The following is a 20,771-nucleotide window of genomic DNA, read 5'->3' on the forward strand; positions in this document are numbered from 1 at the left end:
AATTTTATCCGCAGAGTTTATTTGTCTTGTATTTCTCAATTTCGGAAATGGGTAATAACAAAGTATCTTCTATTTCTTGTCGTACTTCGTCACTTACTTCACTGCTATTCATGCAATCTACAAGCAATTTATTGGCATCGTAATACTTCTGGAGTAATTCTTTCTGCTCTTTGCTGAACTGCCAATCGTGACCAATATTGCGATGTTCAATCATCACGGCTCTTAATTGCTCAGTCCATGCTTGACCGTTAGCTTGCCACCACTGCTCAAAGTTTTCCTTGTCTTTAAGCAGGTCTGGTAGTTGAGCTTTTAGTTTTCGTAGGGCTTCCTGCAATTTATAATGTTTAACGGTACAATCCCAGGCCAACTCAAGGGCCGATTCAAGGTTACTGTCAAGAGCAGAATCGATAGCAAGGTCGTCGGCTTCGATCAGCGCCAGGTCGCTGACAAAGTGAAGATAAGGAGCGACATCACGAGCGAGCGCACAAGCAAGATCAAATTCGCTGGCAAGGCGAGAATCAGGGGTTTCGTCCCTAGAAACTTTCCTGGAAAAATTAGAGCTAAAGTTACGGTAAATAGCAACATCGAGACCACCTATGTGGCTCATAGCAAGAGCAAAATAAAAAGCTCTAATTGCTGCTGGCTTAAAGTTAATTTCATCCGCAAGATATCTTCGTGTTAACCAGACTGGTTTATATGTACTTTTAACTGAGAGAGATTTCTGAACTAGCCACCTAAGAAATGGCTGAAATGCTTCATTGGCGATGATTAATTCAGTTTGTTGCTTCATTGACGCAATAAGATCATCAACGTTTTGCATTTGGCATCATCTCCGCAGTCAAGAGAAATACTTCACGCCACCGACTCTCAGTAATGTGGTTTGCCAGATTCTCCAAAGCCTGTGAACCAGAACTGTCAACAAAGTGTTTAGCGGTAAAATACTCTTGAAAAGTCAAATGAGAAAACGAGTAAATTCCCTTTGCACGTTCTACTAATAAACCATGCTGTGCTTCAATGGCTCGCAGTACCGCATCACTATCCAGTTCCAATTGGGATGAGTCAGTTTTTGCATCAGGTAAAGTGCAGAGATAGTTGGCGATGAGTCGCTTGACTTCGCTTTGTTCAAAGAAGTAGTAGCCTTGCTCAAATGTGATAGCAGCCACATGAATCAGCAGCTTGATTTTGCGTGGTAATGACAAATTATTATAAACTTCATCTCGTTCAATCTTCCTTTCTTCATCCCATCTGACTAGCAAAATTTCCAGTCCCTCCTCATACAGCGTGGAGCGTTTCGATGGAAATTCCCCTTTTTCTTGGAAAACAAAACAGGTTAAATTCAGTAATATTGGTGTGACAGCCAGGTTGCGGATGCGATTATTTTGTGGCAAATTCAGCTTATCAATAAATCGTTTCGCCGTCGCTTCCCCCTCTACCGGGTTATTCTGGGCAACTGCTACAAACCACTTTTTAGCAAAGGCTTCTACTTGCTCAGGTTTAAAATCTGCTACCTCGACTTCTGTGAAATTTTCATCCACAAACCTGTACTTTCCGGCAGCAATGCGACAGGTGATAATAAACTGATTTTGGAAATACGTCTCACAAAATTTTATAATCTGGTCTACAACAACATCATCATCAGCCTCGGAAACCTCATCCAAACCATCCAGCAGAATTAAGGCACGACCCTGAGTAAGTACGGTTTCTATTACCGTCTCATCGGCAAGGCCACAAGTACGGAACTCGTTTTTAATGTAGTTAAATAGATTGAAATTAAATTCACCCTTAGTATCTTTAGCAAAGTTTTTCAGCCTGATAAAAATTGGTATCAGGCGTGACTGAAACTCGCCGTTATCGCACTGAACCGCTATCCACTGTAAAAATGTGGTTTTACCCGCCCCTGGTTTGCCGAGTACCATCAGCTTAGAGTACCTTTCCACAGCGTCCTTACCTGGTACTCGTTTTTGAACCCTACCCAGTCCCTGTCTGTCAAAATCATCTGATTCTGGGTTGAAGCCTTGCAGCAGATCGGAAATTTCTAGCCATTGCAGGCTGGTTATCTTCTCCAATACATTGACATCGGTGTAGATTTCCGCCGTTGCGATCGCCCGTTCAATGTCCAGCATCCGCATTTTGCCGCACTGTTCTTGGATTTTGGCGCGGCGGAGCGATCGCACTTGTTGCACCAAAGTATCAATATCAGTGCTGTTGTCTTGAGCCTGCTCATCTAGATTAGGTTCAATATCTCCATCTTCATGCCTCAGACCCAGTGCAGTATAGATTTTGTCAACGGTGTAACGGCTAACAGGCCAGCCGTTAAAGAACCTTGAAACTGGCTGGTAAGATAAGCCTGCCTCCTTTTTCAGGTCTTTTTTTATCCATCCCTTATGGTTGAGAGCCTCATATGCCTTTTTGATACCTTGTTTAGATGCCCGGAGTTTAGATGCCCGGACTGAGTGGCTGGCCATAACTGTAAAAAAATCGGCTATTTGTCTAAATCTTAAATTTTCATTAAGGCTGTTTGGGGTTGAATTTCACCACTAAATCAAATTAGTCATACAAAACTCATATCAGTCAATGCCCAATTCACACGGAAATCACACAAGTCACATCTAAGTCAAATATAGCTCACAGACTTAGCCAGAGAAGGCTTTCAGCGGCTCGTGCCATTCTGTAGGTGTTGAATTGGAAAGCACTCATATGGACTTCATCGTAAACCTGATTATCAACTTTCTGATATCTTGGCTTGCCCCCAAAATAGGCGATCGCGCTTGGAAAATGCTCTTAGAAATGCTAGCCAAACTGCGCGATCGTATATCCCAAATCCCCGACGATTGGGACGACTACGACGGGGGTTTGTAGTGATGAAAATAAGGTGGGCATTGCCCACCCTACTATTGAGCGGATTAATAATTATAAGAGGCGCGATCGCTACTCACAATCCAAAACAGCAGGCGATCGCGAATGTGAGTGCCAGAATATAAGGAAGAATCACGACTAGCTGAAACCATGCGACAAGTAATTATCTATCCCGGCGAAGATGGCTACTGGGTGGTTGAATGCCCCAGCTTACCAGGTTGCAACAGTCAGGGAAAAACCAAAGAAGAAGCGATCGCCAACATCAAAGAAGCCATTGAACTATACATCGCGGTTTTGGAAGAAGATGGCCTACCTGTTCCGAAAGAACGTTTTGAAGCATTTGTAGTTGTTTTGTGAATAAAATACCCAGAATTTCGGGACGCGAATGTGTAAACGCTTTAGCTAAGGTTGGTTTCTACTTCAAACGACAGCAAAGCAGCCATATAATTTTGCGTCGGGACGATCCCTTTGCTCAAGTCGTTGTGCCCGATCATAGGGAACTGGACACAGGGACACTTCGAGCTATCATCCGAGATGCTGGCCTTAGTGTAGATGAGTTTATCGAGCTAATGTGAGAGCGCGATCGCGGAGATCTGGCGTTAATTGAGAGACTAAATTTGTATGAGCTAATAGTGGCCAATCTCTTAAAACAAAAACCCGGTTTCTTGTAGAAACCGGGTTTTTATACTATCTGAATGATTTTAGATTTTGGATTAATCCAAAATCTAAAATCCAAAATTCCTAAAGTTGTTTCACATCAGCAACTAACTTCGCCACAACATCACGCGCACTGCCAAAAAGCATCATGGTTTTGTCTTTGTAGAACAAATCATTTTCCACACCAGCAAAACCCGCACTCATACCGCGCTTAATCACAATCGTGTGCTTCGCCTTATCTACTTCCAAAATAGGCATTCCGTAAATTGGGCTGCTCGAATCAGTTCGCGCTGCTGGATTCACAACATCATTTGCCCCAATAACCAAGGCAACATCCGTCTGTTCAAACTGGGGATTAATATCATCCATGTCGTACAACTGCGGATAAGGCACATTCGCCTCAGCCAACAACACGTTCATGTGCCCAGGCATCCGTCCGGCAACTGGGTGAATCGCATACTTCACTTCAACTCCCAGTTTTTCCAAACCATCAGCCAACTCGCGTACAGCGTGCTGCGCCTGCGCCACTGCCATCCCATACCCAGGAACAATGACTACAGAGCGGGCATAACCCAGCATCATCGCGCCTTCTTCACTATCTATGCTGCGTACAGCTTTATCGCCAAGATCTGCACCTGCACCGCCACCAGATCCACCAGCGCTACCAAACGCACCAAATAACACGCTTACTAAGGAGCGGTTCATCGCCTTACACATGATCTGGGTGAGGATCAATCCAGACGCGCCAACCAAAGCACCAGCGATGATCAGCATATTGTTCATCACCACGAAACCAGCAGCCGCAGCAGCTACCCCCGACAAGGAGTTCAATAGGGAAATTACCACTGGCATATCGCCCCCACCGATGGGAATGACGAACAAAACGCCCAGCAGTAAGGAAACAGCAACCATTCCCAAGAAGACGGGCAGGTTTTGCGGGTCGATAGCTAGGAAGACTGAACAAACAACAAAGCTAACTAGCAGTAAGGCATTAATTGGTTGCTGGAAGGGAAATGAGATCGGCGAACCACTAATCAGTCCCTGCAATTTGGCAAAGGCAACCATACTGCCTGTAAAAGTTACACCACCGATAAAGACGCTACTGATGATCGAGAGATTGGCGTCAAGGGGTATTGCTTGCTGCGTTCCCAGCAACCGCCAGAATTCTGCTACGGCTACGAGGGCTGATGCTGCACCTCCCAAGCCGTTGAGCAAACCCACCATTTGGGGCATATCGGTCATTTCTACTTTATAGGCTGCGATCGCTCCCAATACCGAGCCAATCAGCAAACCCACCAAAATCATCTCGTAGTTCAGCACCTGCCGATCCAGCAGCGTCCCTACTACAGCAAGCAGCATCCCTACAGATGCCCACAAATTGCCCTGACGAGCAGTTGCTGGCGAACCCAGCTTCTTCAAACCCAGGATGAATAAAGATGCCGCCACTAAATAAGTCAGCTGTATCCCTGTTGGCAGAAAATCCGTCATATCTGTTGTTAGTTCTAGTTGTTGGTTGTTAGTTGTAAGGGGTCAGCAATAGCGCGATCGCTTATCGATTTGGATGCGCGATAAATATGCTCTTGTAGCGACGCCGATTTATCGCGTCTCCCACTATGCCTTGACTTCCTTCTTCTTAAACATTTGCAGCATTCGATCTGTTACTAGGAAACCGCCCACCACGTTGATGGTTGCCAGTACGATGGCAATCAAGCCCAAAATAACGGTTAAATTTGACTCGCGTGGCCCAGCAACAACCAGTGCGCCGATCACGGCAATTCCAGAAATCGCATTAGCTCCAGACATCAGAGGGGTGTGTAGCGTTGGCGGTACTTTGTTGATGACTTCAAATCCTGTAAAAGATGCCAGGACAAAGACAAACAACGCAGCAATCAAGGCTTCATTCATATCAGGTGATAGTTCTTAGTTTTTGGTTGGAACTGTTACTTGTTACTTGTTAGTTAGTCTTCCTACTAATGACTAACCTAATCAATTACAAAACTAGGCATTTACTGCTAGCTGAGTCAAAGCATCCCGCACTCGTTGATTGAGAATCTCGCCGTTGTGAGTAACGCAAGTGCTGCTAACGATGTCGTCTTCCAAATTCAGCTGCAACGCGCCATCTTTAATCAGATATTGCACCAACGTCAAAACGTTTTTGGCATACATCTGGCTGGCGTGTATTGGCATCGAGGAAGGTAAGTTAATCGGGCCAATAATTGTAACGCCGTTGCGCTGGACATCTTTGCCTGGTTCCGTGCAGGCGCAGTTACCGCCTTGTTCTGCTGCCAAATCGACAATCACAGATCCGGGTTTCATCCGCGCTACCATCTCCTCTGTCACTAGGATGGGCGCTTTCCTACCGGGAACTTGGGCTGTGGTAATCACCACATCCGAGTTGCCTACGTGTTCTGCTAATACTTCTTGGGTGCGTTGCTTGGATGCTTCGGAAATTTCCTTGGCATAACCACCTGCTGCTACGGTTTCTTCTTCGAGTTTGACTTCGACGAATTTAGCACCAAGGCTTTGCACTTCTTCCTTCACTGCTGGACGAATATCAAAGGCTTCGACAACAGCACCGAGTCTGCGGGCAGTTGCGATCGCTTGCAGTCCAGCTACCCCAGCACCCATGATAAACACTTTAGCCGGAGCGATCGTTCCTGCGGCTGTCGTCAACATCGGGAAAAACTTGGGCAATGCTGCTGCTGCAATTAGCACAGCTTTATACCCAGCCACCCCAGCTTGAGAGGATAAAGCATCCATACTCTGAGCGCGACTGCTGCGAGGAATCAGCTCCATACTCAAAGCAGTCACCCTGCGATCTGCCAGACGCTGCACTGTGCTTGGATTCCCCAAGGGATTTAAAAACCCTACCAACATGCCGCCTTCGGGCAGTTGATAAACTTCATGCTCTTTTGGAGCATTGACTTTCAGTAGGATATCGGCGCTACCCCACAAATGATTTGTATCGGAGATAATCTTTGCTCCTGCTGCTTCATAGGCGTCGTTAGAAAAGAAAGACGCTTCACCAGCCCCAGCCTCTACCCAGACTTCTAAACCCTGTTTTACCAATTTGGCAACAGTGTCAGGAATTAGGGCAACGCGATGTTCGCCAACTTCAATTTCTTTGGCAACCGCTATTCTCATGAAATCTCCTTTTTTCTGCCTAAATTTAGTACCGATGACATCAAAACTTACCTGAACTTGTTATGCCAGCACGAGCAGGGTTTTCCTCATTCTTTCGAGAGAATTCATTGCCTCAATTTCACGCGCTTCCCTCTGGTAGAGAGTAGGGTCGGTTGGCATCCGGTTGCTACTTTACAACAGCTTGCCTTGTGACGCCAGCGAGTGACACTCTTAGAGTCAATGCGGGGATTTATTAGCCATCTCACTTTGCATACTATGTCGATCCCCAATTTCGAGAAGGTATTTTTAACTTGTCTTAGGAATTCTTTAATTCAGTTATATAAAGCGAACGATTTTTTAGCAGTTACCTACAATATTTTTTTTAATATTTGTAACAACTCTGATACAGTCAGACATAATTGGCAATGAAAATACCTGAAAGGAGCGATCGCGTCGGCTTCTAAGTCTTACAGGCGGGGAAGCAGGCAATATATCCCCGATATTTAATCTGCCTGCGGAAATCAATTTCCGCAGGCTCCTAACGCCCGACTCCCCGCACCCCAATGGCACTTTTGTGTCACCAGCAACGTCACTGCCACAGATTTAGCTCGGATGCTCTACCGCGAACAAGTTGAAAATAGTAAAGTTTAGTAACAGCAGCCAGATTCCTACGATTGAGGTACTTGCCTATGTTTTCCATAAAATCCTCTAAGCAACGCATCGTTCTTTTTGGCGCGATGGCAGGTTGTTTGCTGAGTGGGTTGCCTGCGGTCACTCTGGCGCAAAGTCTGCCCGGATTAACCCTATGGGGGGGTGTTGAACGCAAAGATCAGCTAAATTACCGCTTGGATTTCGGCGGTCAAGCGGATCAGTGGGATCGGTACCGACTGAAGATTCCCTCCAACAAAATGGAATTAGGGGTTGCCGAGTTTGCCATTTCTTATCCCGATTACTACAAAGGCAAGTTTGACACCAAGCGCATTGAGGTGCTTGTTAAAGACAAAGCTGTGCCCCTGCAAGAGGTGAAGTGGGATAAAGAGAATCACCTGCTCCAGATTTACCTAAAGGAGCCGATTCAGGCGGGTAACAAGGTGGAAATACATTTATCTAACGTGAAAAATCCGCCCTTTGGAGGCATTTACTATTTTGAGTGTCGGATTCTCACGCCGGGTGATGTCCCCCTACCCCGTTACCTCGGCACCTGGATGTTGAGCATTAGTTAAGAATTGGGGTGTTCTGCTTTGTTGATGGTTTATCACCATCAACAATTGACCTTTTGACCAATGGCTGCTAAAACCTGCTATTGTAATAGATTGTGACTTTTTTTAACAGTCAAGCAGTCAAGCGAGAGTAATTTTTTATGACCAAGCGTACTCTGGGCGGCACCAACCGCAAGCGAAAAAGAACATCTGGTTTTAGAGCGCGGATGCGGACGAAAAACGGCCAAGCCGTCATCAAAGCACGGAGAAAGAAGGGACGTTATCGGCTGGCAGTTTAGCCAGAGTTGATATGGTAATGGCAGCTTACCGTGGCATTGCCTAAAGTAAATCGACTCAGGCGACGGCAAGATTTTCAGGCCGTGTATAAAAGGGGCATTCGTCGCAAAGCCCCTAATTTGACTTTATACGGTCTGCGTGCTAATGCTGGAGGGAAACGTGATGGCGGCTTCCCCCCGTCTTTAGCAGGAGGGAAAACAGACTTAAAATCCGAGGCTACAGAGGGTAATAAACCCCGATTAAAATCATCAGCTCTTGGTACGAATGCGACGCTAATTGGCATTTCTATAAGCCAAAAAGTGAGCAAAAAGGCAACAGTGAGGAATCGGATCAAGCGACAGATTCGGGCAGCCGCGCGATCGCTATTGCCCCGCCTAAAGCCAGGATGGCTGTTGGTAGTAGTAGTAGGACAGAAAGCTCCAGAGTGCGATTATGCTCAACTTTTGGGACAATTAGAGCAGTTGTTGGTAGAAGCAGAGGTATTAAATGGGAATTAAAGAGGAAACTTTTTATGAAGGTGGCCCCCACGTTGGCGATCTGATAATCAATATCCTGCTGGGATTCACAGTGATTTGTTTGCCTCTAACAGTGGGATCGATTGTGAGAGCGCTTTGGCTGCGCTACCGCATCACAAATCGTCGCATCTCGGTAACGGGTGGTTGGATGGGGCGCGATCGCACCGACATCATCTACTCCGAAATTGTTAAGGCAGTCAAAATCCCCAGAGGCTTCGGCGCCTGGGGAGACATGGTACTTACCCTGCGCGATGGCAGTCGTCTGGAGCTAAGATCCGTTCCTAATTTCCGGGAAATTTATTCCTACATAGAGGAGCAAGTCGCTGCCAGAACAGGTAAAACCAGCGGCTTCCAAAAGTAATAAAGTCTCTGCCACCATAAAGGCTGTCTTGCACAAAGCTGCCATTGGTGGCTTTGCATGACACCTAGATGTAACAAGATTCGATACATTAGATTAAGAAAACTTTACAGCGCCTAGCGGGACTAGGAACGAATGGACTTTGGTATCTCGTTTCTCTCCAATAACGTCATGCTGCCGATCCTGGATTTTTTCTACGGGATCGTGCCCAGCTATGGTCTCGCCATCGTGGCGTTGACACTCGTGATTCGCTTTGCCCTCTATCCCCTCAGCGCTGGCTCCATTCGCAACATGAGGCGAATGAAAATCGCCCAACCGTTGATGCAAAAGCGAGTCAAAGAAATACAAGAGCGCTACAAAGACGATCCTGCTAAACAACAGCAGGAAATGAGCGATGTCTACAAAGAATTTGGCAACCCACTAGCAGGATGCTTCCCCGTCCTGCTGCAAATGCCAGTCTTATTTGCTCTATTCGCCACCTTGCGGGGGTCCCCGTTCTCGGATGTAAACTACAACATCAACCTGCAAATCTTTCCGGCGGAACAAATTGAGCAAATCCAACCGCAAGCCTTCGCAACACCACCCCAAAACATCTACGTTGCCGATGGCGTTCATGCGCCATTAATAGCCAGTCTGCCAGGAGGCAACAATCTTGGAGTAGGGCAAAAAACAAATATCGAATTTCAAACCGTTTCTGGCCAACCCCTGAAAGCCCTTGCTGCCGAATATCCAGATACGAAACTTGCACCGCGTTGGAAGGTGGCCAAAGGCGAAGATAAGGTTCAACTGAATGAAGATGGGACTATCGTTGCACTCCAACCAGGAGAGGTGACAATTCAAGGAAGTCTTCCAGGACTAGCGTCAGATAAAGGATTTCTGTTCATTGATGCACTAGGGCGCGTCGGCGCTGTGGATCAAGACGGAACCGTCCACTGGGATATTGTGGGGATGGTGATATTCTTTGGCGTCAGTTTGTATATCAACCAGCTTCTAAGCGGCAGCAATCAAGATGCAGGTTCAAACCCGCAGCAAGCGGCGCAAGGTACGGTTAACAAAATCACCCCAATAATTTTCTCGGGGATGTTTTTGTTCTTCCCGCTACCAGCTGGGGTGCTGATGTACATGGTGATAGCCAACATTTTTCAAACCCTCCAGACATATATTCTGATGCGGGAGCCGCTGCCAGAAAACCTGCAAAAACTGGTAGAAGTGCAAGAAAAAGAAAAGGCCAAGAACGAAGAAAAAGCAATCCCTTTCGAGCCAAAAGCTTCTAAGAAAAAAGCTAGAGGGGAATCATGAGCGATCGCCAAATAGAGCGGGGGCAGCAGTGGCTTGAAGAACTGCTTAAACAGGGACAGTTTAAAACAGGTGTCAAGGCAGAAAAGCAAGCTTTATATCAACATACGGCAGGCGAAGCTGAACCAGGCGAAAGTGACGGCGACCTACCAGAAGCAGACAGCTACTGGTTGACCATCGACGAAACGAAACTGACACCGACACAAATCAATGCCTTGACTGGCCCTTCTGGTGCCACCCTCGATGCCATCCAGTATTTGGCTAATTCTATTCTCAACTTAGGTCAAGAGCGCGAGCTGCAAGGCTCATACACCATAGAACTCAACGGCTACCGCGTCCGGCGTCTGGCAGAACTCCGCGCTATGGCTCTTGAAGCCGCAGATACAGTGCGCTCCTCGGGTGAAGAAGTTGAATTGAGATCGCTCTCTTCAGCCGAGCGGCGGATGGTTCATACCTTTTTTCAGGATTGCGACGATATAGAAACTTACAGTCGCGGATCTGAACCAGATAGGCGTCTCGTCCTGCGCCTGCGGTAATTTTAGATTTTAGATTTTAGATTGGAGATAGGGGATTTATCCAAAATCAAAAATCTAAAATCCAAAATCATGTTCGGGAGGAGGGCAAAAGCCATCATGGAAAGTATTCACATTCCTCAACTGACAAAAGCGCCTCAAAAAACACAGGTAATTGAGGTTGATGAGTTTCTCCCCGACTTGGAAACGCTAACGCCAGTGCGCGGAAGGGTTTCTGTGGCACATAAGGGGAGCTACCTTGAGGTTTCCGCAACTGCGGAGACGATTATTACCTTAAATTGCCATCGGTGCTTGCAACAGTTCAATCATCGGTTATCGCTCAAAACATCGGAAATGATTTGGTTAGATGAATCCGCTGACCAACCTGATAATGGCCCGTTAGAACGAGAAACTGCCATTGAAGACTTGGTGGAGGCACTACCACCCCAAGGGTATTTTGAGCCAGAGGCGTGGCTATACGAACAGATGTGTCTGGCAATTCCTCCACGCCAACTGTGTGACGAAAACTGTCCAGGAATCCAGCCATCTGATAGCGTTGTTTCAGAACAAACTACGGATCGGCGCTGGGCATCTTTGGCAGATCTTAAAAAGCAGCTTTCCTAAAAAGGAAAAAGGCGACCCCCTCCCCCCTTCGCACGGGGGGAGGCAAAAAAAAGGAAAAAGAAAAAATTTTTATTTTTCCTTTTTACTCTTAATTTTTATTTTTTACTTTTATAACTACTGCCATGACATTCAATGATGAGTTTGAACTGCTAATGCGTGCCCGCTATCCCTTGATTTATATTCCGACGCCGGAAGAAGAGCGAGTGGAAGCAGCGATCGCGCAGTGCGCTCAACGGCTGGGCAATCGCGCCGTATATATATGGGATTTCGTCGATGGATACCAGGGCAACCCCAACGACGTTGGATTTGGACGCAGAAATCCCCTCCAAGCATTGGAATTTGTGGAAAAACTGCCTGCATCGTCAGCAGCAATTTTCATACTGCGCGATTTTCAAAGGTTTCTAGAAGATATCTCAGTATCTAGGAAACTAAGAAACTTGTCGCGCCGTCTAAAATCCCAGCCGAAAAACCTGGTCATCCTAGCACCTTCTATCGCCATCCCCGCTGACCTCACTGAAGTAAGTACAATTTTGGAGTTTCCACTGCCTGGAGCGAACGACATTCGCACTGAAGTGGAACGCCTAATTCATGCTACAGGCCAATCGCTTAGCGACAAAGTGTTGGATGAATTGGTGAGATCCTGCCAGGGGTTGTCGATGGAACGGATTCGGAGGATTCTGGCAAAGGCGATCGCTACTAGAGGGGAAATACAACCAGAAGATGTTGAGCTAGTTCTCGAAGAAAAGCGCCAAACAATTCGCCAAACACAAATATTAGATTTCTACCCCGCCAAAGAAAACATTTCTGATATTGGCGGTTTAGATAACCTAAAAGACTGGCTGCTGCGACGAGGCGGCGCATTTTCCGAACGAGCGCGGCAATATGGGTTGCCTCACCCCAGAGGCTTGCTGCTGGTAGGAATTCAGGGAACTGGGAAATCCTTAACCGCAAAAGCGATCGCCCATCACTGGCACTTACCCTTATTGCGTCTTGATGTGGGGCGTCTATTTGCTGGCTTAGTAGGAGAATCGGAATCCCGCACCAGGCAGATGATTCAGCTTGCAGAAGCCCTGGCTCCCTGCGTGCTGTGGATTGATGAAATTGACAAAGCATTCGCCGGAATTGACAGCAAAGGAGACGCAGGCACCACCAGCCGCGTCTTTGGCACCTTTATCACCTGGCTGGCAGAAAAGAAGTCTCCTGTCTTTGTTGTCGCAACAGCCAATAATATCCAAGCATTACCTCCGGAAATGCTCCGCAAAGGTCGGTTTGATGAAATATTCTTTGTTGGTTTGCCCAGCCAGGAGGAACGTCGTGCCATTTTTGGTGTACACTTATCCAGACTGCGGCCTCACAACTTGAATAGCTACGACTTAGACCGACTCGCCTACGAAACCCCTGATTTTTCTGGGGCAGAAATTGAGCAAACTCTGATTGAAGCTATGCATATTGGCTTTAGCCAAAATCGAGACTTCTCTACAGACGACATCTTGGAAGCCGCGAGCCAGATTGTGCCCCTAGCTCGCACGGCTCAAGAGCAGATCGAGTTTTTGCAAAATTGGGCAGCGGCCGGGAAAGCCCGTTTAGCTTCCAGACACAACAATTTAAGCAGTCGCATTCAGCGTCAACTTCAATAATCCCCCAGACCATCGTCTGTTATCAACTGACAACTAACAACTAACAACTAATAAATATTCATGAGTTTGTCAGGTCTTGCCAAATTTGTTCTAGGTGTTTTTCTGGCGATCGCCCTTTTGTTGGCTGCAACTGGCGCCACCGCCTTTTACTTTTTAACTAAACTCACAACAGCGCCTGAGAAACCCCTGTTTGCCGAGGAGCAACCCAAGTCTAAACCCGCTGCCAAAGGCAAAACTGCATCTGTAGCATCAAAATCAACACCCCCTTCCTCCAAAGCCAGCGCTTCAGCCACACCCGAAGAACCATCCACACCTAAACCGCTAGAACCAGGAGCCTACAAAGGCCGCGTTACCTGGCCCCAAGGCTTGAGTATGCGGGACGAACCAAATTTGGACGCTAAGAGAGTTGGTGGTATTGGATTCAACGAAACAATTGTGGTCTTACAAGAAAGCGCTGATAAAAAATGGCAGCAGGTGCGCGGGGAAACTGGTGAAGAAAAAGGTTGGGTCAAAGCTGGGAATATTGAGCGCGTTGACGAAAACGCTGAGAAAGCTAAAACAGAGTCAGCTCAATAGCTAATTGCAAATTTGTAATTGTTAATTCATCAATCGGTCAACTACTCTAGGGCTTAAACTATTAGCCGCGAGTCATTAACCGATTAAAATTTTATATTTTAAGAAATTTTGATTAATACAAATATTTATTTCGGTGGGAACTTAGGTTACACAACCTCATCAACACCATAACTGAAGTAAAACAAAGATTGGTTGCTAGCTCCATCGCGGGTTTGGGGGCTGCTAAGTTACTTCTTTGGTAATTATTCGAGGTCAAAAACCCACTGATAGATATGGGCATAGCTAGGTTAGGAGTGCAGCGTGTCTGGGTGCAGGGCTACCTATGCAAAAAAATATTTTTTTGTCAACAGCAAGGTAAGCAATCATTTGTTTAATAAATTCTCGGTAAAACCACGTAACAGAGGGGGGTGAGATGAACTAAAATAACTGCAAAACACCAGAAAAAATTGACAAAAAGAGGGATATTGCCGCTCTAGGCGTCCTTCAACAAAAAAGCTGGATTAGGGATTAAAAGTTTTGCAGGACAAGCATGGAAACCCTTGCCTATCTTCATCTGGCGTTAGCCTACGAGGAAACACGAGACGCAGTTTCGCCCGATTTGGGGGAGATGCTCGAAAGTCTCAACCCGACAAAAGAAACACTATTGGGCGAGAAACTGAAATTCGTTTCAAAACTAAACTGGCGATCGCTCTGTAGCGCTATAGCTATAGTCAGTATGGTTTTACCTGCGTCAGCAATACAGAAACAGGACAAAGGTTCTGAAGTAACCGATCTGCAAAATAAGCTGACAGCAGCAGAATACTATGACGGGCCTGTAACGGGATACTATGGCAAGTTGACCGAAGCAGCCGTTAAACAGTTTCAAAGTGCCAAGGGGTTAGCGGTAGATGGCGTAGCAGGTGAGGACACCCTAGAGGCGCTACAAAAACACATTGATGCTATCAGCAAGCGGGTAGTTGTCGTTGGTGTTGCTAAGCGCGGACTGCGATTGGGCGATCGCGGCGAAGAAGTAAAAGATATTCAGCAAAGGTTGAAAGCTGCTGGTTTTGATCCAGGGCCGATCGATGTGAAATTTGGAGCCAAAACCGCGCAAGCTGTCAGACAGTTTCAGGCAGACAGGGGTTTAGATGTAGATGGCATTGTGGGTAAAGAAACCTGGTTTGCCTTGGGCTATCTGGGATCTTCAAATTCTCCATACGTGGTAGCAGTAACGCCTTGGACTGGCGATACGATAAATCAAGTGATGCGCTATGCGCCTGATGCTTATCTGGATGAATCTAAATTTGCGAGTTATATTCATGCAGGAGCATTTCAAAATCAACCCAATGCTGAAAGTCAAGCGCAAAAGTTGCGATCGCTGGGGCTTGATGCACGGGTAGTTTACCTAAGATAAATAGTTGTTTCTTTGTTAAGCCAAACATACCTATTAGGCATCTACTTTTGGCTATATAGGGTAAACTGTGTATCAAAAGTAAGCCTAGTAAACCTATGGAAACTCTTGCTTATATTCATATTGCTCTAGCCTACGATACATACTCAAACGCAGATGATTCTTCAGCTCACATCTGCTTAGAGAAGAGAATGGCTGGATGTGAGGGTGAGTCTGTACCGCAGAGCCGGAAACAAGGTTCACAAAATTACTGGCAAAAGCGCTCCCTGCGTGCAGGTATTTACTTACTATCGTTTGCCGTCGGATTTGCGGAGCTTTTGACGGTAAAATCGGCGATCGCAGTGCTAAAGCAAGGAGCTAGAGGCGAGGAGGTAAGAACTGTCCAGCATCGCTTGCGCGATTGGGGCTACTTCAAACGTCGTCCCAGCGGTTATTTTGGCCCATTGACTAGGGATGCTGTAATGCGATTTCAGCAAGAAAATAACCTACCTGTTGATGGAATTGTGGGCGACGAAACCCAAGCATTATTAAACAAAGACAAGCCAACTCAGAAGGTGAGTTTGAACGCTGCTAGTCTTAGCAATACAAGTGAATTGCAGGCAGGCGATCGCGGCAAAGAAGTAGAACTGCTACAAGAACTGCTGACAGAACAAGGTTTCGACCCCGGTGGCACAGATGGGGTATTTGGCCCAAAAACCCAGGCTAGTCTCAAACAATTCCAAGAAAATAGGGGTCTAATCGCTAACGGCATTGCTGAGAAAAATACCCTAGCCGAACTGCGGTTCGACGACTATCGTCAAGCAAAAGCAGCCCAGCAAGAAGAAAGCGATCTTACAAAAGCAACGCAAAAAGGTGCAAATTGCCCCCTGTCTCCCAACCGCCCTTTTACCAGAACTTCCTCTAAAAATCCCTATGTAGTTGTAGTACCGGGGAATGTAGAGACACTGACTAAAGTGCGCGTGCATGAGCCTGATGCTTTTGTGGATAATGACCCAAAATTGGGGTGCCACGTTAACGCTAGAGAATTTGATGACACTGCCAGCGCTGAAAGTCACAGCAAGCTGTTGCAAACACACCAGCTCGATGCTAGGGTGGTTTACTTTAAATAGACACTGCATAGTATAGAGCTGTTTGTTAATAGCGAACGGCTAGGCTAGCTATTAAAAATTGGCCGGGTAAAAATATGGAAACCTTTGGTTATATTCATCTGGCTTTAGCTTACGAAACAGTAACAGAAGCCGATATTGTTCCTGTATGGGAGGAGCTGAAACTTTTTGAAAGGCTGAACTGGCGAAAGCTTTCTAGCAGGGCGAGTATTCATTTTCTATCCCTTGCCGTCGGCCTGTCGCTGTTAGCAATTGCAAGTCAGGCTCTAGCTGGGGTAAAACTTGGCAGTAGAGGTGAGGATGTAAAAGTAGTTCAGCAGCGTTTGCAAGAGCTGGGGTACTTTAACAGTCGTCCAAATGGCAATTTTGGCTCCCTCACTAGGACAGCAGTTATCCGATTCCAGCGAGATAACGGGCTGACGGCGGATGGCGAAGTGGGTAGAGAAACCGAAACGGTATTATTTGGTTCGCGTAGACTGCCTCAGATAGATAATTTCGACAGTTTTAGGGATAGCGATAGATTGCTAGGGCAGAGGCCGATTGAGAGGTTTGACTATGGTAGTCGCAGAAATCTATTACAACGTGGCGATCGCGGTGAGGATGTCAGTTTCCTCCAGCAATTGTTAGCAAGGCAAGGTTTCTACTATGGCAACATCGATGGGGTATTTGGTTCCCAAACAGAGCAAGGTGTACTGTCGTTCCAGCGGGCTAGGAATCTTTTCCCCGATGGTATTGCTGAAACAGAAACACTGAGGCAACTGGGTTATACAGGTAATATCGCCCAAGCACGACGCGATCGCTGTCCTACATCGGCATACAGCTTTTTTCCTAAAAATCGCTATGTAGTGGTAATACCGGGAACGGAAGATCGGCTCAGGCAAGTGCGGGCGTATCAGCCTGATGCTGTTTTGGAGCGGTCAAACTTAGGTTGCTATGTTAATGCTGGGGAATTTCCCAATCGGCAGCCTGCCGAAAATCTATCGAAGTTTTTACAAGCTTATAAGCTTAATGCTCGGGTAGTATACCGCCGTCGATAGAGGCGAAAAGAGTGCAACTTAATAGAATATTCGGGCTAAACTTACAAGCAGAAATTTCTCTGTGAAATTATGGAAACCCTTGCCTATATCCATATTGCTCTGGCCTACGAGGAAGCTGTCGCACCGCAGGTGCGCCAAGGGTACGACGCCGAAACGCTTCCTGTGCTAGAGAATGTGAAACTTTTTGAGGGAGTTGTCTGGCGTAAGCTTTCTAGCCGCGCCTGGATGTATTTTCTATCAGTTGCTATCGCCTGGGGATTTCTGGGTATAGCCAGTAAGGCTCTAGCTCAACTTAAACAAGGAAGTAGCGGCCCGGAGGTGACAGCCCTCCAGCAGCGTTTGCAGCAGCAGGGTTACTTGGGCGGGCGCATAACAGGCAATTTTGGTCCTGCAACCAGAGATGCCGTTATGGTATTCCAGAAAGATAAGGGGCTGACACCCAATGGCGTTGTAGGGTCGGAAACCCAGGCAGCTTTGCGGGGGAACCGAGTGAGGCGTCAAACGCAGGTTATCAGCCAACGTCGCCGCAACAACCAGCAGCAAAGTTATAGTGCTTCATCGACAAGAGGTTCCAGAAACGTCGAGCAGCAAAACTATAACGCGGGGGCAACAAGACAGCCTACCGAAAATATTATGGCTCCGGGCGCTCGCGGTGCGGCTGTGACAACACTTCAGCAACGCTTGAGGGCGGCTGGCGTTTATGATGGCCCTACCAATGGGGTATTCGATGCCGCTACCGAAGCTGCTGTTAAGCAATTCCAGCAAGCTAATAACCTAACTGCTGATGGCTTGGTGGGGTCGCGAACCGAGGCGGCGTTACGGGGGAACCGAGCGAGGCGTCAAACGCAGGCTATCAGCCAACGTCGTACCAACAGCCAGCGGCAAGCCTACAACACGGCAGCTACAAAACGTTCTAGAACCAGCGCTCGGCAAGAATCTAGCACGCCTACCCCCACACAACCTGCGGAAAACGTCTTGGGTCTAGGCGATCGCGGTGCGGCAGTTACAGCCCTTCAGGAACGCTTGAAAATGGCTGGTGTTTATAATGGCGCCACCACTGGGGTATTTGATGCAGATACAGAAGCGGCTGTCAAGCAGTTCCAGCAAGTTAATAAACTAGCTGCTGATGGTCTTGTGGGGCGGCAAACTATGGCGAAAATTGTAGCTATAGCCAAACCAACAACCCCAGCGGGACTGACAACCCCAGCGGGACTGACAACTCCAACGGGACTGAAGCCAGGCGACAAAGGCTCAGAAGTTGTCAACCTTCAGCAGCGGTTAAGGGATCTGGGATATTTTAAGGGGCGGCTGAGTGGCGAGTTTGATGAAGATACTAAGAACGCGGTTATCGACTTCCAACAAGCTGAAAAATTACCCACTGATGGAGTTGCTGGACAGAAGACAGTTGTAGCCATAAACAAGGCAACCGATCGTTTTAGCGTTCTAGCTTTGCAAAAGCGCTTGCAAGAGAGGGGCTTTTATAGTGGCCCTATAGATGGTGTTTTAAATGCACAAACCAAACAAGCGATCGCTACTGCCCAGCAAGCTTATGGCGTTAGTGCTGATGACATAATCAACGGACGCTACTAAAAGAAAGTAGAAATAAAAAGTTAAAAGGCAAAAGAAAAAATAAATTCTTTTGCCTTTTGCTTTTTTTAATTTTGACTTACATAGGGCTGAGCGATCGCTGGCAAGATGGACACACAGCATGAATAGTCAGTTGGCAATCAAGCAGGTGGTAGCCTTCTTTTTTAGCAGTCCGCGTGCCAATTTTTAAAATAGAGTCGTTTTTGAATTCAATCGTCTTGTTACACCGCACGCAGATCAAATGGTCGTGATGATGGGGGTAAGGTTGATTGAGTTCGTAATGTTTATGTCCTTCCGCTAGTTCTAGTTCCCGCAAAATTCCCATACGGGCCATTAACTTTAGCGTTCGGTATATAGTGGACAGGCTGATACTCTCTCCTTCATCTTGCAGCAGATCGTAAAGGTCTTCAGCACTTAAATGCTGGCCTCTAGGGAGATGCTGAAAGACGTTCAGGATTGTCTCTCGCTGGGGAGTCAGACGCCAGCCGAGTTCGTTAAGTTCAGCCTTGAGTGAGCCTGCTGTGTAGAAAGACATACTTACCTTCTCAAGGAATCCGCCCTATTGAGAAGGATAACGAATTGCCAGCAGATTTGCAACAATTTTAGCTTATTGAGAATAATAGTTAATAAGTAAATCTTAAGAATGCATGATTAATAAAGGCTAGTGAGTTAATAATGGCTAATAGGTAGTTGGAATATATCCTAATAACTACCTATTAACCATTACTCTTTAGCAATTACCAATTACCTCTAGCTGAGGGATTCCAGATAATCCCGCACGCGATTGCGGCGCTTGGGTTGGCGCAACTTTTGCAAAGCTTTGGCTTCAATTTGACGGACTCGTTCGCGGGATAGATCTAAAGCGCGACCGATTTCTGCGAGGGAGTAAGGATGTCCATCTCCCATCCCGAACCGCATCCTAATCACATCTCTTTCGCGGGTGGTGAGATCCGCAAGCAAATCCTGTAAATCGCGGTGTAATGCTTCTCGCATTAACACTTCTTCGGGAGAAACCTCTTCCGTCTCCAGCAAATCGCCTAATTCGGTATCTTTCTCTTTACCGACCTTAATTTCTAAAGAAACAGAACGAGGAACGCGCAGTAAGACTTCGCGTACTTGAGGCGCGTCCATATCTAGCTCTTTGGCAATGTCCTCGATAGTCGCGGTGCGACCTTTTTCTTGAGAAATTTTGCGTTGAGCCTTTTTAATTTTGTTGAGTTTTTCGGTGATATGTACGGGCAACCTAATAGTGCGGCTTTGGGTAGCCAGCGCCCGCGTAATTCCCTGACGAATCCACCAGTATGCATAGGTGCTAAACCTATAACCCTTGGTAGGGTCAAACTTCTCGACTGCCCGTTCTAGACCCAATGTGCCTTCTTGGATTAAATCGAGGAGTTCCAAGCCGCGATTTTGATACTTTTTGGCAACCGACACCACTAGGCGCAGGTTGGCTTTAATCATGTGTTCCTTAGCCTGCACCCCTTCAGCGTGAATGGTATCAAGTTCCTCAACAGTCAGATCGACTATTTCTGCCCAGCGACGCTTTCCGGCTGCTAAACTTGGTTTCAGTTCCGATACGGGAACGCCACCCGCAGTAGCCCAACGCTCTAAAGAAGGACGGTGGCCAAGTTGGGACGCTAGACGATCGCGTGACTCAATCAAGCGGACGTAGCGCTGAATTACTTCATCTGTGTCTCCGGCGACTTCAGCTCGGAGTTCCAGCAGGCGCATATAGCGCTGAACTTTTTGAGATTCTGAGACTTCTTCATCCCGCCTCAGCAAACGAACGCGGCCAATTTCTTGAAGGTATAAGCGCACCAGATCGGTGGTACGACGGTTAGCAGTTACTGACAAGTTAGTAGCATCGTCGGTACCTTCCATATCAAGGTCAACAAGCTCATCCACCAGGGGTACCGCCTCATAGTGGCTCGACGGCTCAAAGCCGCTGGCTTCAACCTGAGCGTCGTATTCTGTTTCTGCGTAGAAAGGAGTGGCTGGCAT

The 20,771-nt window shown here is 46.9% G+C and carries 23 protein-coding genes; 16 read left to right on the forward strand and 7 right to left on the reverse strand.

Annotated elements, in window-relative coordinates:
* Positions 1-4: 4 nt before the first annotated feature.
* Both H6F77_RS28100 and H6F77_RS24800 read right to left on the reverse strand, forming a co-directional pair.
* Entirely contained in the window at positions 5-820 is an 816-nt protein-coding gene (locus H6F77_RS28100; protein WP_242022596.1) for an NACHT C-terminal helical domain 2-containing protein, read from the reverse strand.
* On the reverse strand, positions 807-2,465 hold the full coding sequence (locus H6F77_RS24800; protein WP_242022598.1) for an NACHT domain-containing protein: 1,659 nt from the start codon (positions 2,463-2,465) through the stop codon (positions 807-809). Before H6F77_RS24800 ends, H6F77_RS28100 begins: the two co-directional genes overlap by 14 nt.
* Before the next feature lie 232 nt (positions 2,466-2,697).
* Between H6F77_RS24800 and H6F77_RS24805 the strand changes: the two genes are divergently transcribed.
* From H6F77_RS24805 to H6F77_RS28105, 3 genes are all read left to right on the forward strand, one after another.
* Positions 2,698-2,859 (forward strand): hypothetical protein, encoded by a 162-nt coding sequence (locus H6F77_RS24805; RefSeq protein ID WP_190491593.1) that lies wholly within the window; start codon positions 2,698-2,700, stop codon positions 2,857-2,859.
* Positions 2,860-2,967: 108 nt separating this feature from the next.
* Entirely contained in the window at positions 2,968-3,213 is a 246-nt protein-coding gene (locus tag H6F77_RS24810) for a type II toxin-antitoxin system HicB family antitoxin (protein WP_309228918.1), read from the forward strand.
* Positions 3,210-3,431, forward strand: coding sequence for a type II toxin-antitoxin system HicA family toxin (locus H6F77_RS28105; RefSeq protein WP_190491594.1), 222 nt, complete (start codon positions 3,210-3,212; stop codon positions 3,429-3,431). The genes H6F77_RS24810 and H6F77_RS28105 overlap by 4 nt, the downstream gene beginning before the upstream one ends.
* A 166-nt stretch (positions 3,432-3,597) precedes the next feature.
* Here the strand turns inward: H6F77_RS28105 and H6F77_RS24820 are convergent, their stop codons facing one another.
* The 3 genes from H6F77_RS24820 to H6F77_RS24830 all read right to left on the reverse strand — a co-directional run bounded on the left by H6F77_RS24820 (position 3,598) and on the right by H6F77_RS24830 (position 6,657).
* Positions 3,598-5,001 (reverse strand): NAD(P)(+) transhydrogenase (Re/Si-specific) subunit beta, encoded by a 1,404-nt coding sequence (locus H6F77_RS24820; RefSeq protein ID WP_190491595.1) that lies wholly within the window; start codon positions 4,999-5,001, stop codon positions 3,598-3,600.
* Positions 5,002-5,124: 123 nt separating this feature from the next.
* Positions 5,125-5,418: an NAD(P) transhydrogenase subunit alpha part 2 gene (locus H6F77_RS24825; RefSeq protein WP_190491596.1), complete on the reverse strand. Its 294-nt coding sequence runs from the start codon at positions 5,416-5,418 to the stop codon at positions 5,125-5,127.
* 93 nt (positions 5,419-5,511) lie between these two features.
* A complete protein-coding gene (locus H6F77_RS24830) occupies positions 5,512-6,657 on the reverse strand; it encodes a Re/Si-specific NAD(P)(+) transhydrogenase subunit alpha (RefSeq protein ID WP_190491597.1) in 1,146 nt (381 codons plus the stop codon).
* 668 nt (positions 6,658-7,325) lie between these two features.
* On the opposite strand from H6F77_RS24830, the gene H6F77_RS24835 reads away from it, so the two are divergent.
* The 13 genes from H6F77_RS24835 (at position 7,326) to H6F77_RS24895 (ending at position 18,773) form a co-directional block, all read left to right on the forward strand.
* Positions 7,326-7,859 carry a DUF2808 domain-containing protein gene (locus H6F77_RS24835; RefSeq protein WP_190491598.1) on the forward strand — a complete coding sequence of 178 codons (534 nt, stop codon included), beginning with the start codon at positions 7,326-7,328 and terminating at the stop codon, positions 7,857-7,859.
* Between the two features lie 137 nt (positions 7,860-7,996).
* The gene (gene rpmH / locus H6F77_RS24840; protein ID WP_190491599.1) at positions 7,997-8,134 is read left to right on the forward strand and encodes a 50S ribosomal protein L34; all 138 of its coding nucleotides are present in this window, start codon (positions 7,997-7,999) and stop codon (positions 8,132-8,134) included.
* Between the two features lie 30 nt (positions 8,135-8,164).
* The gene (gene rnpA, locus H6F77_RS24845) at positions 8,165-8,629 is read left to right on the forward strand and encodes a ribonuclease P protein component (protein WP_190491600.1); all 465 of its coding nucleotides are present in this window, start codon (positions 8,165-8,167) and stop codon (positions 8,627-8,629) included.
* Positions 8,619-9,008: a PH domain-containing protein gene (locus tag H6F77_RS24850; protein ID WP_190491601.1), complete on the forward strand. Its 390-nt coding sequence runs from the start codon at positions 8,619-8,621 to the stop codon at positions 9,006-9,008. Before rnpA ends, H6F77_RS24850 begins: the two co-directional genes overlap by 11 nt.
* Before the next feature lie 132 nt (positions 9,009-9,140).
* Positions 9,141-10,304, forward strand: a complete 1,164-nt coding sequence (gene yidC, locus H6F77_RS24855) for a membrane protein insertase YidC (protein WP_190491602.1) — start codon at positions 9,141-9,143, stop codon at positions 10,302-10,304.
* Positions 10,301-10,837 (forward strand): Jag family protein, encoded by a 537-nt coding sequence (locus H6F77_RS24860; protein ID WP_190491603.1) that lies wholly within the window; start codon positions 10,301-10,303, stop codon positions 10,835-10,837. Before yidC ends, H6F77_RS24860 begins: the two co-directional genes overlap by 4 nt.
* A gap of 96 nt (positions 10,838-10,933) precedes the next feature.
* A complete protein-coding gene (locus H6F77_RS24865) occupies positions 10,934-11,437 on the forward strand; it encodes a YceD family protein (protein ID WP_190491604.1) in 504 nt (167 codons plus the stop codon).
* A 122-nt stretch (positions 11,438-11,559) separates the two neighbouring features.
* Complete coding sequence (locus tag H6F77_RS24870; RefSeq protein ID WP_190491605.1) at positions 11,560-13,074, forward strand: Ycf46 family AAA ATPase; 1,515 nt, start codon at positions 11,560-11,562, stop codon at positions 13,072-13,074.
* A gap of 60 nt (positions 13,075-13,134) precedes the next feature.
* Entirely contained in the window at positions 13,135-13,650 is a 516-nt protein-coding gene (locus H6F77_RS24875; protein WP_190491606.1) for an SH3 domain-containing protein, read from the forward strand.
* A gap of 529 nt (positions 13,651-14,179) precedes the next feature.
* Positions 14,180-15,043, forward strand: a complete 864-nt coding sequence (locus tag H6F77_RS24880) for a peptidoglycan-binding domain-containing protein (protein ID WP_190491607.1) — start codon at positions 14,180-14,182, stop codon at positions 15,041-15,043.
* A 95-nt stretch (positions 15,044-15,138) separates the two neighbouring features.
* Positions 15,139-16,149 (forward strand): peptidoglycan-binding domain-containing protein, encoded by a 1,011-nt coding sequence (locus H6F77_RS24885; RefSeq protein ID WP_199321544.1) that lies wholly within the window; start codon positions 15,139-15,141, stop codon positions 16,147-16,149.
* Between the two features lie 74 nt (positions 16,150-16,223).
* Entirely contained in the window at positions 16,224-17,183 is a 960-nt protein-coding gene (locus tag H6F77_RS24890; RefSeq protein WP_190491608.1) for a peptidoglycan-binding domain-containing protein, read from the forward strand.
* Between the two features lie 69 nt (positions 17,184-17,252).
* Positions 17,253-18,773 (forward strand): peptidoglycan-binding domain-containing protein, encoded by a 1,521-nt coding sequence (locus H6F77_RS24895; RefSeq protein WP_190491609.1) that lies wholly within the window; start codon positions 17,253-17,255, stop codon positions 18,771-18,773.
* A 76-nt stretch (positions 18,774-18,849) separates the two neighbouring features.
* Here the strand turns inward: H6F77_RS24895 and H6F77_RS24900 are convergent, their stop codons facing one another.
* Positions 18,850-19,305, reverse strand: a complete 456-nt coding sequence (locus H6F77_RS24900; RefSeq protein WP_190491610.1) for a ferric uptake regulation protein — start codon at positions 19,303-19,305, stop codon at positions 18,850-18,852.
* Positions 19,306-19,520: 215 nt separating this feature from the next.
* Positions 19,521-20,771 (reverse strand): RNA polymerase sigma factor SigC, encoded by a 1,251-nt coding sequence (sigC, locus tag H6F77_RS24905; RefSeq protein WP_190491611.1) that lies wholly within the window; start codon positions 20,769-20,771, stop codon positions 19,521-19,523.

Source organism: Microcoleus sp. FACHB-831, assembly GCF_014695585.1.
GTDB lineage: Bacteria > Cyanobacteriota > Cyanobacteriia > Cyanobacteriales > FACHB-T130 > FACHB-831.

What these genes read in the sequence shown, in the direction of transcription:
- H6F77_RS24860 (WP_190491603.1), top strand. Translation starts at nt 10,301, where the DNA reads ATGAGCGATCGCCAAATAGAGCGGGGGCAGCAGTGGCTTGAAGAACTG.
- H6F77_RS24805 (WP_190491593.1), top strand. Translation starts at nt 2,698, where the DNA reads ATGGACTTCATCGTAAACCTGATTATCAACTTTCTGATATCTTGGCTT.
- H6F77_RS24890 (WP_190491608.1), top strand. Translation starts at nt 16,224, where the DNA reads ATGGAAACCTTTGGTTATATTCATCTGGCTTTAGCTTACGAAACAGTA.
- H6F77_RS24820 (WP_190491595.1), bottom strand. Translation starts at nt 5,001, where the DNA reads ATGACGGATTTTCTGCCAACAGGGATACAGCTGACTTATTTAGTGGCG.
- H6F77_RS24870 (WP_190491605.1), top strand. Translation starts at nt 11,560, where the DNA reads ATGACATTCAATGATGAGTTTGAACTGCTAATGCGTGCCCGCTATCCC.
- H6F77_RS28100 (WP_242022596.1), bottom strand. Translation starts at nt 820, where the DNA reads ATGCAAAACGTTGATGATCTTATTGCGTCAATGAAGCAACAAACTGAA.
- sigC (WP_190491611.1), bottom strand. Translation starts at nt 20,771, where the DNA reads ATGCCAGCCACTCCTTTCTACGCAGAAACAGAATACGACGCTCAGGTT.
- H6F77_RS24885 (WP_199321544.1), top strand. Translation starts at nt 15,139, where the DNA reads ATGGAAACTCTTGCTTATATTCATATTGCTCTAGCCTACGATACATAC.
- yidC (WP_190491602.1), top strand. Translation starts at nt 9,141, where the DNA reads ATGGACTTTGGTATCTCGTTTCTCTCCAATAACGTCATGCTGCCGATC.
- H6F77_RS24895 (WP_190491609.1), top strand. Translation starts at nt 17,253, where the DNA reads ATGGAAACCCTTGCCTATATCCATATTGCTCTGGCCTACGAGGAAGCT.
- H6F77_RS24865 (WP_190491604.1), top strand. Translation starts at nt 10,934, where the DNA reads ATGGAAAGTATTCACATTCCTCAACTGACAAAAGCGCCTCAAAAAACA.
- H6F77_RS24900 (WP_190491610.1), bottom strand. Translation starts at nt 19,305, where the DNA reads ATGTCTTTCTACACAGCAGGCTCACTCAAGGCTGAACTTAACGAACTC.
- H6F77_RS24850 (WP_190491601.1), top strand. Translation starts at nt 8,619, where the DNA reads ATGGGAATTAAAGAGGAAACTTTTTATGAAGGTGGCCCCCACGTTGGC.
- H6F77_RS24800 (WP_242022598.1), bottom strand. Translation starts at nt 2,465, where the DNA reads ATGGCCAGCCACTCAGTCCGGGCATCTAAACTCCGGGCATCTAAACAA.
- H6F77_RS24835 (WP_190491598.1), top strand. Translation starts at nt 7,326, where the DNA reads ATGTTTTCCATAAAATCCTCTAAGCAACGCATCGTTCTTTTTGGCGCG.
- H6F77_RS24875 (WP_190491606.1), top strand. Translation starts at nt 13,135, where the DNA reads ATGAGTTTGTCAGGTCTTGCCAAATTTGTTCTAGGTGTTTTTCTGGCG.
- H6F77_RS24825 (WP_190491596.1), bottom strand. Translation starts at nt 5,418, where the DNA reads ATGAATGAAGCCTTGATTGCTGCGTTGTTTGTCTTTGTCCTGGCATCT.
- rpmH (WP_190491599.1), top strand. Translation starts at nt 7,997, where the DNA reads ATGACCAAGCGTACTCTGGGCGGCACCAACCGCAAGCGAAAAAGAACA.
- H6F77_RS24880 (WP_190491607.1), top strand. Translation starts at nt 14,180, where the DNA reads ATGGAAACCCTTGCCTATCTTCATCTGGCGTTAGCCTACGAGGAAACA.
- H6F77_RS24830 (WP_190491597.1), bottom strand. Translation starts at nt 6,657, where the DNA reads ATGAGAATAGCGGTTGCCAAAGAAATTGAAGTTGGCGAACATCGCGTT.